General features: G+C 42.2%; 10 protein-coding genes and 1 pseudogene. 6 read left to right on the top strand and 5 right to left on the bottom strand.

Features of this window, described 5'->3' with window-relative positions:
• Positions 1-46: 46 nt before the first annotated feature.
• Positions 47-829 carry a putative porin gene (locus ACNS8M_RS12895; protein WP_419224907.1) on the bottom strand — a complete coding sequence of 261 codons (783 nt, stop codon included), beginning with the start codon at positions 827-829 and terminating at the stop codon, positions 47-49.
• Positions 830-1273: 444 nt separating this feature from the next.
• Here ACNS8M_RS12895 and prfB point away from each other — a divergent pair.
• The 5 genes from prfB to ACNS8M_RS12870 all read left to right on the top strand — a co-directional run bounded on the left by prfB (position 1274) and on the right by ACNS8M_RS12870 (position 6031).
• A protein-coding gene (gene prfB / locus ACNS8M_RS12890; protein WP_419224906.1) for a peptide chain release factor 2 occupies positions 1274-2369 on the top strand; the annotation gives its coding sequence in 2 pieces (ribosomal slippage) (positions 1274-1345 and positions 1347-2369; 1095 coding nt in all).
• Positions 2370-2535: 166 nt separating this feature from the next.
• Positions 2536-2835 (top strand): ArsR/SmtB family transcription factor, encoded by a 300-nt coding sequence (locus ACNS8M_RS12885; RefSeq protein ID WP_168417728.1) that lies wholly within the window; start codon positions 2536-2538, stop codon positions 2833-2835.
• A gap of 34 nt (positions 2836-2869) precedes the next feature.
• Complete coding sequence (locus tag ACNS8M_RS12880) at positions 2870-3949, top strand: alkene reductase (protein ID WP_168460543.1); 1080 nt, start codon at positions 2870-2872, stop codon at positions 3947-3949.
• An 85-nt stretch (positions 3950-4034) separates the two neighbouring features.
• Positions 4035-5315 (top strand): 3-deoxy-D-manno-octulosonic acid transferase, encoded by a 1281-nt coding sequence (locus ACNS8M_RS12875; RefSeq protein WP_168460530.1) that lies wholly within the window; start codon positions 4035-4037, stop codon positions 5313-5315.
• 2 nt (positions 5316-5317) lie between these two features.
• Positions 5318-6031, top strand: coding sequence for a 16S rRNA (uracil(1498)-N(3))-methyltransferase (locus ACNS8M_RS12870; protein ID WP_168417717.1), 714 nt, complete (start codon positions 5318-5320; stop codon positions 6029-6031).
• On the opposite strand, the gene ACNS8M_RS12865 is transcribed toward ACNS8M_RS12870, so the two are convergent.
• Positions 6005-6991, bottom strand: coding sequence for a mechanosensitive ion channel family protein (locus tag ACNS8M_RS12865; protein ID WP_419224905.1), 987 nt, complete (start codon positions 6989-6991; stop codon positions 6005-6007). The two genes, ACNS8M_RS12870 and ACNS8M_RS12865, sit on opposite strands and share 27 nt — an antisense overlap.
• Positions 6992-7470: 479 nt before the next feature.
• Here ACNS8M_RS12865 and acs point away from each other — a divergent pair, with 479 nt between their 5' ends.
• On the top strand, positions 7471-9414 hold the full coding sequence (gene acs, locus ACNS8M_RS12860) for an acetate--CoA ligase (RefSeq protein WP_419224904.1): 1944 nt from the start codon (positions 7471-7473) through the stop codon (positions 9412-9414).
• Positions 9415-9771: 357 nt separating this feature from the next.
• Here acs and ACNS8M_RS12855 read toward each other — a convergent pair.
• From ACNS8M_RS12855 to ACNS8M_RS12845, 3 genes and pseudogenes are all read right to left on the bottom strand, one after another.
• Positions 9772-10969: pseudogene (locus ACNS8M_RS12855) on the bottom strand (type II toxin-antitoxin system HipA family toxin).
• 64 nt (positions 10970-11033) lie between these two features.
• Positions 11034-11336, bottom strand: coding sequence for a helix-turn-helix transcriptional regulator (locus ACNS8M_RS12850; RefSeq protein WP_317097861.1), 303 nt, complete (start codon positions 11334-11336; stop codon positions 11034-11036).
• Between the two features lie 147 nt (positions 11337-11483).
• Complete coding sequence (locus ACNS8M_RS12845; protein WP_419224903.1) at positions 11484-12185, bottom strand: IS1 family transposase; 702 nt, start codon at positions 12183-12185, stop codon at positions 11484-11486.
• Positions 12186-12196 lie beyond the last annotated feature (11 nt).

The following is a 12196-nucleotide window of genomic DNA, read 5'->3' as shown; positions in this document are numbered from 1 at the left end:
ACCCTTCCGAAGAAGAGTGCTGTTTGAATATCTAATTAGGCTAAACTTAGAAGCGATATTTTGCCGCTAAGCCAAAGCTGTTGTAGTCATTGTTGAATTGCTCACCAAAGCCTACACGACCCTCTAAGCTCACTTGTGGTGTAAAGAACTTACGAGCACTTACACCGAATTCGTTCGTATCTGCAGGACCGGTGTCTTTGCTGTAGTAATCCACACCAACACTCAATGTTTTATCGATGTAGTAGTCTGCAGCTAGATTGTATTCATCTAGATCACCGAAAGCTGCACCCGCTTCTAAGTTGATGTCTTTACCATTCGATAAAGTGGTTACGTATTTCGCACGTAAAGTTGGGTCGACACCATCGTCATAATCGTTGTCATAGCCTTTAACACCTGCAGCGATTAATAAACCTGGAGCAGGAAGGTAACCAACTTCGGCACCGTAAACTGTTTCATCGAAGTCAGCGCCAGAAGCATATTTACGGTCATCACGTCCAACATTACCACTTACATAGAAGTCAGAATTTGGAACGAAATATTCAGCACTTACGCCATATTGATGACGTTCATCATCACCAACTTCGTCATATTGGTATTTGGCGTTTACATTGCTTGCACGATCAAGGAACGCCGCTTCTGCCAAAGGCGCATTGCGGGTTTGTACAGGGTTGAAGTAATAAGTACCATCTACACCGAATGAACCGCTTGAGCTGCCATTGTCTGGATCGACATAAGCTGCTGATGCACCAATTTCAGCTTGGTATGCGTTCGCAGTACCAGTGATAGCCAAAGCTGAAAGTAGGGCTGATGCGATTGCTAATTTTTTCATGGAAAGTACCCCTCTGAATCTGGTTAACAGTTAAACTTTTTGTTACAACTTTCAGTCTAGGCGAAAAAAAATCAGCGTCAATCACAGGAGAGTTACCGCTTTGTTACAAGCGTTAATTTGTGTAATTTTTTGAGTTTAAGTGATTGAAATAAAAATGAAATAATTAAATGTTTTGTTTTATTAAAACTATGTAGATTTTGTGAATTTTCTAAATATTGACTATAAAATCATCAAATATGTGTCAGTTCTCCTTCAACGCTAGAGCAAATGGAAATTGCAGATCTAAATATTTCAGGCAAATTTAAGCTGAATATGTGTAGGCATTGGCTGGCTATTTATGTCTAGAAAAGTTGTATGGGAAATAGCAGCAGGGTGGCAATGCCTGAACAGGTCTGTGCTACAATTATTGGTTATTGAGCTTCATTGTTAATTGAGAGAATTTGCGTGGAAATTAATCCTTATCTAAACCAATTAAAAGACTTGAACGAACGTGGTCAAACACTACGGGGGTATCTTTGACTACGATCTGAAAAAAGAGCGTTTAGAAGAGGTTCTCCGCGAGTTGGAAGACCCTGCCATTTGGAATGATCAAAGTCGTGCTCAAGTGATGGCCAAAGAAAAAGGCGAACTTGAGAATGTGATTAATGTTCTGGAAGGTTTGGCAACCCAGTTGGAAGATGCGCAAGCCATGCTGGATTTGGCGGTTGAAGCAGATGATGAAGACTTATTGGTTGATGTGCAGTCAGAGTTGACCTCTGCTGAAGAAGAGCTGGCCAAATTAGAATTCCGTCGTATGTTCAGCAACCCAATGGATCCAAATCCGTGTTATGTCGAAATTCAGGCGGGTTCAGGCGGTACAGAAGCGCAGGACTGGGCATCTATGTTGCTGCGTATGTATATGCGCTGGATTGAACGTCATGGCTTTAAAGCAGAATTGATGGAAGAGTCAGATGGCGATGTGGCAGGGATTAAATCTGCAACAATTCGTGTAGAAGGCGAGTATGCCTATGGTTGGTTGCGTACTGAATCGGGCGTACATCGTTTAGTGCGTAAGTCACCATTTGACTCGGGTAACCGTCGTCATACGTCATTCTCTGCGGTGTTTGTTTCACCAGAAGTGGATGACAACATTGAAATTGATATTAACCCTGCCGATGTTCGTACTGATACTTACCGTGCTTCAGGTGCGGGTGGTCAGCACATTAACAAAACCGACTCTGCGGTACGTTTAACCCACGCACCAACAGGTATTGTGGTGGCTTGTCAGAACCAGCGTTCGCAACACGCCAACCGTGACCACGCATGGAAACAGTTACGTGCCAAGTTATACGAACTGGAAATGAGCAAACGTAATGAGGCGGCTCAAGCACTGGAAGACTCGAAGTCAGATATTGGTTGGGGCAGCCAAATTCGTTCTTATGTATTGGATGACTCGCGGATTAAAGACTTGCGTACAGGGGTGGAAACCTCAAATACGGGTGCAGTTTTAGATGGTGATTTAGACAAATTTATTGAAGCCAGTTTGAAACAAGGCCTGTAAGTTTAAATTTACAGGACCCAATAAGTCTGCCCAATTCGGTTGATCTGCTTAAATTGTTTAAACAATTTGTATAAATCGTAAAAAAGCGATATTAATATCGAAAAAATACGATATATTAAAGGCAGCTGCTGAATTGGGCTTATATTTACGAATATGTGTCTGAATGATGGATGTCGATTTAATATTTAAAGCCTTAGCCAATCCTACCCGTCGGCAAATTTTAGAATGGTTAAAAGCACCAGACCAATTTTTGTCGGTAGAAGAGTGTGGCGACTTTAAGCGTGGCGTATGTGCAGGACACATTGAGCGTTTGGGCAAGGTGTCGCAATCGACCATGTCAAATCATTTATCGGTACTGCAACAGGCAGGCCTTATTCGTGCAGAAAAGTATGGGCAATGGTCGTATTTTTCTCGTAATGAAGCACTAATTCAGCAATACATCGAATATTTAAAACACTCACTCTAAACAGTCGCATGTTGTAGTGAGTCATGAGGCAATGATGGCTGAATTAAACTCTCCTTTGGTTTTGGGTGATCTTCATCTTAAAAACCGTGTAGTGATGGCACCTTTAACCCGCAGTCGTGCCAGCGATGACCGTGTACCTACGCCAATGATGGCGGAATATTATGCACAGCGAGCCAGCGCAGGCTTAATTATTTCAGAAGCAACGGTGATTTCTGAAGAAGCCAATGGCTATTTCAATACCCCAGGTCTATTTACAGATGCACAAGTACAAGGCTGGAAATTGGTTACCGATGCGGTGCATGCCAAAGATGGTCTGATTGTCGCGCAATTGTGGCATGTGGGGCGGGTATCCCATCCTGATTTGCTGAAGGGTGAAACACCTGTTTCGGCAAGTGCTGTGCAACAAGCTGGTCATGTCAGTTTGTTACGTCCAAAGCGTCCTTATGTATTACCACGTGCTTTGGAAATTTCAGAAATTCATGCCATTACCGAGCAATATAAACAAGCCGCGATCCGTGCCAAAGAGGCTGGTTTTGATGGTGTAGAGCTGCATGCGGCCAATGGTTACCTGATTGACCAATTCCTACAAAGTAAAACCAACCAACGTGAAGATGAATATGGCGGTGCTGTGGAAAATCGCGCACGTTTCTTGTTGGAAGTTGTAGATGCCTTGATAGAAGTATGGGGCGCAGGTCGTGTCGGTGTGCATTTAGCACCACGTGGCGATGAACATGACATGGGGGATGATGATCCACGTGAAACCTTTGGCTATGTGATGCAGCAATTGGGTCAGCGCAAAATCGCCTTTTTCTTTACCCGTGAATATTTGGCTGAAGACAGCATTTCCGAAGAAATGAAAGCACGTTCAGGCGGTGTGCCATACATTGCCAACATGCGTTTAAGCCGTGCCGATGCGGTGGAATTATTGGCATCAGGCAAGGCCGATGCAGTGTCGTTTGGTAAGGCTTATATTGCTAACCCAGACTTATATGAGCGTTTACTGGCAGATGCTCCTTTAAATGAACTCAAACTGGAAACTATGATTGGTACTGCTGTTGCAGAAGGCTATATCGATTATCCAACTTTGGCTGAAACACAACAATCTGTAGAATAAAAGCCCGTACAGCGCCACATACGATTAACATGCGTGTGTGGCTCTGTTATATTTTGCCGACAGTCTTTCTTTTGGGGCGCATCTTTTGGCTACTCCATTTTGGTATAACGCAGCTTTAACCCTGCTAAAACCGATTTATCAGTCACGTATTCGTAAACGTGCCGAACATCCTGAGCAATTACAACAAGAACTGCTTGAGCGTTTTGGCCCATTTCAGCCCGCTAAAAATTTACATGCCATTTGGTTTCATGTGGTGTCGGTAGGTGAAACCAATGCTGCACAACCATTAATTGAATATTATTTAAAAGCAGGTCACCCTGTTTTAGTCACCAATACCACCAAAACGGGACAGGCTCGTGCCAAGTCTTTATTTTTAAAAGCACCCTATTTAAATTTATTTCAGGCCGTGTATTTACCTGCCGATCAGGTGCATTTAATTCGTGAGTTTTATCAAAAATATCAGCCTAAATTATTGGCCTTGGTCGAAACAGAATTATGGCCAAATTTGATTGATCAGGCGCAGCATTTTCAAGTGCCATGTTTACTGATTAATGCACGACTTTCAGAAAAATCGGCCAAAGGCTATGCCAAAGTTAAAGGCCTGACACGTGGCATGTTGCAGGGGTTGCAACAACTTTTGGCACAAGACCTTGCTACACAACAACGTTTTGTGGCTTTGGGTATGCCCGAAGCACGTACGCAGGTGTTGGGTAATCTTAAATTTGACATTACTGCACCTGAGCATTTTGTGCAGCAGGCAGCACAGCTACAGCAAGAATGGCAATTGGCACAGCGTAAAATTGTGGTGCTGGCCAGTACCCATGCACCCGAAGAACAACAATTATTGACTGCTTTAAAACCGTACTTTGAGCAACATCCCGAATTATTGTGCATTGTTGCACCACGTCATCCAGAGCGTTTTGATGAAGTTGCACAATTGGGACAAAGGCTGCAACTTAATATGCAGCGTCGTAGTTTGGGTGAAGGTATCCAAGCAAATACACAGCTATATTTAGCCGACAGTATGGGTGAAATGTGGCTGTGGTATGCCATGAGTCAGGCTTGCTATGTGGGCGGTTCATTGAATGAACCTGGCGGTGGTCATAATATTTTAGAGCCTTTGGCTTTAAATGTAGCCACCGTATTGGGTAAAAATTATTTTAACTTCCAAAGTATGGTGGATGAGTTTGTTGCGGCAGAAGCGGTGTACGTGGTTGATGATGCAGCACAAGCTGTGAAAACCTTGACTCAACTGTTATTTGAACCAGCATTACGTGCACAATTGAATCAGAATGCCCAAGTGATTATGTATAAAAATCGTGGTGCACTACGTGAGCATATTCAGGTCATGGATCAGTATTTGTAAGCATGAATATTGTATTACTTGGCCCGCGACAGACTACCAATGAAATATGGTCAATTACAGCACAGCGACAGCTGCAGCATTTGCATACGCATGTCGGTGTACAAGTCGGTGACACCTTAAAAGTCGGGATTCGTGGTGGCAAGCGTTATTTGACTGAAGTGGTGGAAGTCAGTGAGCAGCGGATTCAGGTCAAAGCCTTACATGAAGAAGCTGTACCTCAAAAATTACCCGTGACCCTGATTGTGGCCTTACCACGACCAAAAGTGCTGCGCCGTTTAATTATGGACAGCGTGACATTAGGTGTGGAAAAAATCATTTTACTGCACAGCTATCGGGTTGATAAAAGCTATTGGCAAACGCCATTTTTACAGCAGTTGGATCAATATATCACTTTAGGTTTAGAACAAGCGGGCGATACCATTGCGCCTGACATTCAGTGCTATAAACGCTTTAAACCCTTTGTGGAAGATGTTTTGCCTAATTTGATCTCTGCAGATTGTCCTGCATACGTGGCGCATCCTTATACTGAACTGGCAATGCCGAACACCATTCAACATCCTTGTAGTATTGTGATTGGCCCAGAAGGCGGCTTTATTCCTTATGAAATTGATTTACTCGAAAAAAACGGCTGCCAAGCACGACACTTGGGCAACCGTATTATTCGGACTGAAACCGTGATTGCCTATGTATTAGGGCGTTTGTTTGGCTCGGTTTGAATCTTCTTCAAGCAATGCCGTTTCACCTCGATACACTTTCACTTCCTGTACTGGGTAAGGAATGGAAATGTGATGCTCGGCAAAGGCCGCAATGACACGCTCCTGCACCTCACTAATGGAAGCCGATGTGGTGGTTTCGGTGGTATTGACCCACCAGCGCACATTTAAATTGATGGAAAAATCGGCCAATGCAGTGACATTCACACTAAAGGCAGGCTGACTTAAAATTTTGATGTCGCGGTCTAAAATGGCCAAAATAATCTGTTTGGCTTTTTGTACGTCATCTTCATAACCAATACCCACCACGAACTCGCAACGACGACGGGTATACGCAGTATTTACAGTCACGGCACTGGTATAGACCGTGGCATTTGGAATCACGATGCGACGGCCATCGGGAGAGCGCAAAAAGGTTGCACGAATCTGAATATCTTCCACCGTGCCTTCCATATTATTGACGATGATGTCATCGCCAATTTTAAAAGGCTCACCAATCAAAATCAGTACACCCGACAATAAGTTCTGAAAGATATCCTTAAAGGCAAAACCAATCGCCACTGAGCCTAATCCCAAAGCACTCATGAGCTGACTTGGGGTAAAGCCAGGAATGGCAATCACCATCGCAATTAAAAAACCAAAAAAGACAATGGCAGAGCTACCGACCCGATTTAACACCAAGACCAAATTTTGTCGGGTATAGGAGCGATTAGACAGTGTTTTACGGACAAACCATTTAAATACACGGGCAATTAACCAAAACAAAATCAGTACCACTGCAGCTATACATAAATACGGCACCCGCTCCCAAAAGCCATCCATAATTTTGTCGATAGTGGAGTAGGCGTCGTTGTACTTGGCCGTATGATTAATCACGGTTTGCGTGGTTTTGTCAGTGGCTTCATGCAACAGTTGACTGGTGTTTTCAGACACTTCACTTAACGAGGGCTTGGATTCTGCCACGGTGATTCCGAACTCAAAATAGAGAGGCTATTTTGCCTGAAAAAATGGCTTTGGTTAATCCGCTGTTACGCACTTGGCAATCTTTTAGACAAGATGATGACATTTTAGCTGAGATGTACTGCATGCTGTGTTTTTTACTTTTTATCGTGATTACGCTAAAAAATATTGATCCTTTTGCGTGTTGATGTTTGCAATATGCTGCGTAAAAAAATGTGAAGATGTAGCGTCGTTGAGCGTAAATTTCTTTAAAAATCATGCAATGCGCTGTAGAGTGGAATGAAAACACCACAGTATGTAGGCAGCATTTTCGGTATAAATCAGAACAGTCGAAGTTCTGAAATCTTGTATAAATTTTATGCGACTAAAGCCGAATAGTAGGCTGTAAAACAGTCAGTTCATACTGTAAATGTGCAGAAATAATAATCAATAACGTGGCATACATCTCGTGATGAGATGCAAGAACATCAAGGAAGTAGCAGATGAAAGACGTATATCCTGTTCCAGATGAATTTAAAAAGACTGCCCGTACCACTGAGGCAGAATATTTCCAACGCTATCAACAATCTATAGAGGATCCAGATGCTTACTGGGCTGAACAAGCTCGACGTTTGGATTGGATCAAACCTTTTACGCAAGTCAAAAACACCAACTTTGACCCCGAACATTTCAACATAGAATGGTTTGCCGATGGGCAGCTCAATGTCAGTGCTAATTGTTTAGACCGTCATTTAAAAGAGCACCCTTATAAACCTGCCATTATTTGGGAGGGTGATCATCCATCTCGTCACAAAGTAATTTCTTTTGCTTCACTGCATGATGAAACCTGCCGTTTTGCCAATGTGCTGAAAAAGAATGGTGTACAAAAAGGCGACCGAGTGGTGCTGTATATGCCTATGGTGTCGGAAGCTGCGATTGCAATGCTGGCCTGTGCACGAATTGGTGCGGTGCATTGTGTGGTTTTTGGTGGTTTTTCACCCGATGCTTTGGCCAGCCGAATTGAAGACTGTCAGGCCAAGTTAATCGTGACCGCAGACTCGGCCATGCGTGGTGGCAAGCCGATTTATTTAAAAGCCAATGTAGATGAAGCGCTGAACATTGCAGGTACTGAATGTGTGCAGAATGTGATTGTGGTGCATCGTACAGGCAACCCGATTCAGATGCAGCCTGAACGCGACTTGTGGTATCACATGGAAATTATGTCGGTGAATGACAATTGCCCGCCAGAACCGATGAATGCTGAAGATCCGCTATTTATTTTATATACCTCGGGTTCCACAGGAAAACCGAAAGGAGTTTTACATACCACAGGCGGTTATTTAACCTATGTGAACAGCACCTTCAGAGAAGTATTTGATCTGAAACAGGATGATGTGTTCTGGTGTACTGCAGATGTGGGTTGGATTACAGGGCATTCTTATGTTTTGTATGGCCCTTTGTCGAATGGTACATCCACCGTGATGTTTGAAGGGGTACCCCAATACCCAAGTTGGGCACGTACAGGACATATTGTCGATAAGCACAACATCACCATTTTATATACAGCACCGACTGCCATTCGAGCCATGATGCGGGAGGGAGACCATTTTGTACGTGAAAGTGACCGCAGCAGTTTACGTTTATTGGGTTCCGTTGGTGAGCCGATTAATCCTGAAGCTTGGAACTGGTATTACAACGTGGTGGGTGAAGGACGTTGCCCAATTGTAGATACATGGTGGCAAACCGAAACAGGCGGTATTTTAATTTCAGCATTGCCAGGTGCAACCCCGCTTAAACCGGGTTCGGCAACCCGACCATTATTTGGGGTACAACCCGCAATTGTGGATGCAGATGGCAATGAACTAGAAGGTGCAACAGAAGGTAATTTAATTATTAAAGATTCATGGCCAGGGCAAATGCGCAGTATTTGGGGTGACCCTGCACGTTTTATTGGAGCATATTTTTCGACCTATCCAGGTTCGTATTTCACAGGAGATGGTGCGCGCCGTGATGAAGATGGTTATTACTGGATCACAGGACGTGTGGATGATGTCTTGAATATTTCAGGGCACCGTTTAGGAACGGCCGAAATTGAAAGTGCTTTGGTGGCACATGAAGCGGTGGCTGAGGCAGCAGTGGTGGGAATGCCACATGACATTAAGGGGCAGGGGATTTGTACCTTTGTGACCTTACAAGCAGGAATAGCAGAGTCAGAACAGTTGCGTGAGGAGTTAGTGCATTGGGTGCGTAAAATTTTAGGGCCAGTGGCAACACCAGATGCTTTGTATTGGGCACCTGCTTTACCTAAAACCCGTTCAGGTAAAATTATGCGTCGTATTTTACGTAAAATCGCTGCAAATGAATTGGATAGTTTGGGAGACACTTCCACCTTGGCTGAGCCGCAAGTGGTCGAACATTTGATTGCTACGGTGTATGGGGGGAGGTGAGGAATTATTTTTAATAAATTGAGATCATTAAAAAAAGCCTCAATCTTTCGATTGAGGCTTTTAGAATTTGGAGCGGGAAACGAGACTCGAACTCGCGACCCCAACCTTGGCAAGGTCACCGAGATTTATTTCATTAAATTACATTAATTGTAAGTAACTGATTTAATTGGAATGATTTAAATTTTTATAGGGTAAATATTTCATCAATTTATATCATTTAATGTTATTTTGGTCACTTAATTTTAGATATTTTACTTTGTAAAAGTCACCTATTTTTTGATACTGATTTTCATGAGAAACAATAACAATATATGGTTTAATATAATGATTATTAATCAGTATGAAAATATTTTATATTCAATTCAGTAAATGAATATTATGCCCAATCCTATTTTGGATTATTTGCAGGGTTTCTGAGCGAATCTGTTCAGGTAATAGATCACGAGTGATCCTAGTGAATCGTCTGGTAACCTCACAAATCGAGCCAATTATTTCATCGACTTCTTTAACAGAAAGATCGGCTTCCTTAGAACCACGTTTTACAAGAGCTTGTCGAGGAATATCCAGTGCCTCACCCATGATATCCATTTGATGATATCCACCTGGCCCTTCACAGAAAGTAACATCATAGGCAGGGGCGAGTTTCCATTGCCCATTTTGGGACATCAGAAATGAAAAGTTTTTGCAATGATCATCTCGATTATTGAAGACTACATTGAAAACAGCTCGCTTGAATGCAATTGCTTTTTCGCGAACATCATTGGTGCAAAAGTGTGCAGCGCGAAGAAAGTTACTGTAGTCTAAACTTCCAGGCGATGTCAAATCAGCTCCAGTAAAGGCAGCTAAACTTTGCATTGGGATGCGTATGCTATGTTTTCGATAAAATCTCTTTGATGCAAATGCGGTTAATCCATTCGGAAGAGTAAAATATTGAGTGTCAGGGGTATCAATATGACAATAACGCAAGCATTCTGCATAAACAGCTTCAATTGCACAAACTTCAGGATGCTCTTGCTGAGCGGGAAATTTGATCAGCCAAGCTTCATGTTGATATGAGCTAACTGTTGAGAATTCGTTGGTGACAGCATCACGATAGACGAGTGCTTTTGGCCTTACACCTTGTGGCGATCCACCCATAATTAATAAATACTGTAAAAATTCTGCACCTTCTCCTTTGAGAAATTCCTGGACTTCTTGAGCGAGTTTAATCAGTGGAATATTTTCAGTTAATGCTAACTCAGGTGCTGAAGATTCAAAGGATAATGCCCCCATCGCATGTGTATTAATATACGTGAGTCGTTCTAATGGCCCAATCCGTGCTGGATTGAATCCATCTTTTTAAATAAGCGATCCATAAGAAGCATGCCCCAACCATCGGGTAGGGCATCATATATAGGACCTGGCAATCCCATTTGATGTGCAGGAAAGTTCTTTCTTAATGGTCACGTTTTAACGGAAGTAGGTAAGAGAAAAGTTCTAAACCTTTACTGATCGCTTCTGCACTGTATTCAAAGGCGATTAATGGTCGACCTGTGATTGCGGTTGAGGAGACCAGTGTACCTCAAAGCCAATATTCCCCCCATCCATTGTAGTAAACATTAAGTTTTTTGAGCATGGATTTATTTCCTTTTGATACGTTGGCGAGCCGTATTGCTCTCATAGCGGAGAATGTCATCTACACTGTTTAAATCTGGTTTGAAGAGTTCCTCTAATTCTTTTAATCTGCCCAATACCATGGCAACGCGTACTAAATTTTCAAATGAAACATTTCGACCAGCTTCCAGATTAGATACTGTATTCACGCTAACACCAGCACGTGTAGCGACGTCTGACTGAGTCATTTCCAGATAAAGTCGTTCTTTGCGAAGCCTTTCACATAATAAAGTAACAACTTCTTCAGGTTTTTTGAATTTTAAATCCATAATATTGGGTCTTATATCTATATAAATCCATTAAAGCACAAAATAATGGATTTATAAAAATAAACCATTTGATGTAAGGAGGGTGCTTTATTAGCCTGATTAGATCCCATTAGATTAAAGGGTAGTATTTCAAAAAGTATGCTGGCGTTAAACAAATCCATTATTAAGGTAAAAGAAAGTCAAATCAAAGGCTTTAAAATGATTTTCGAGCTTTTTAGAAAAGTTGCAACTTCTCCTAAATCCACGCCTGATTCGATGACGAATTCTACAGTTGTTACCTTCAATACCGACGGTAAAAAACTTACCGATCACTTGCTTGCAACATTGAAATGCTGTGATAAAACTATCCCAGTGATCACTCGCAATTCCAGCATATTGAACCCTAAGCTTTTTAAGTCTAGCTTTAAGACGTTGAACCGTTGCTAAATCCCGCTTACCCCAAACATAAGCAACAACTTCTCCAGATTCTCGATGGTAGGCATAAATAAGCCATTGTTTATTTTTCTTATTCCCTACAAAAGTCCAAAGTTCATCGACTTCAAGACATTCGTAGTGGCTTTGTTTAGGCTGAATCTGATAGATCGATTCACTTAAGGTTCGTAATACCTTGCCAATGCTGATACGCTCGACTTCAGCAATATCTCTTACACCGCTTCCTCTGACCATTAAATGTAATATCTTGCCGGTAATACCTGAGTTACATCCTTGATAGCTTAATGCATGATCACCAATAAACTGACGTTTGCAATCTTTGCATTGATGGTTTTGTTTCCCATCTACTTTGATGCCATTTCTCTTTATATTATTACTTAGACAGGTAGGACATTTGATTTGTAGCGTTATTTTCATACCTCTATTTT

Source organism: Acinetobacter sp. A2, assembly GCF_048537555.1.
Taxonomy (GTDB): Bacteria; Pseudomonadota; Gammaproteobacteria; order Pseudomonadales; family Moraxellaceae; genus Acinetobacter.
This window is presented reverse-complemented; position numbering and strand designations above follow the sequence as displayed.

What these genes read in the sequence shown, in the direction of transcription:
- ACNS8M_RS12895 (WP_419224907.1), bottom strand. Translation starts at nt 829, where the DNA reads ATGAAAAAATTAGCAATCGCATCAGCCCTACTTTCAGCTTTGGCTATC.
- ACNS8M_RS12885 (WP_168417728.1), top strand. Translation starts at nt 2,536, where the DNA reads ATGGATGTCGATTTAATATTTAAAGCCTTAGCCAATCCTACCCGTCGG.
- ACNS8M_RS12880 (WP_168460543.1), top strand. Translation starts at nt 2,870, where the DNA reads ATGGCTGAATTAAACTCTCCTTTGGTTTTGGGTGATCTTCATCTTAAA.
- ACNS8M_RS12870 (WP_168417717.1), top strand. Translation starts at nt 5,318, where the DNA reads ATGAATATTGTATTACTTGGCCCGCGACAGACTACCAATGAAATATGG.
- acs (WP_419224904.1), top strand. Translation starts at nt 7,471, where the DNA reads ATGAAAGACGTATATCCTGTTCCAGATGAATTTAAAAAGACTGCCCGT.
- ACNS8M_RS12850 (WP_317097861.1), bottom strand. Translation starts at nt 11,336, where the DNA reads ATGGATTTAAAATTCAAAAAACCTGAAGAAGTTGTTACTTTATTATGT.
- ACNS8M_RS12845 (WP_419224903.1), bottom strand. Translation starts at nt 12,185, where the DNA reads ATGAAAATAACGCTACAAATCAAATGTCCTACCTGTCTAAGTAATAAT.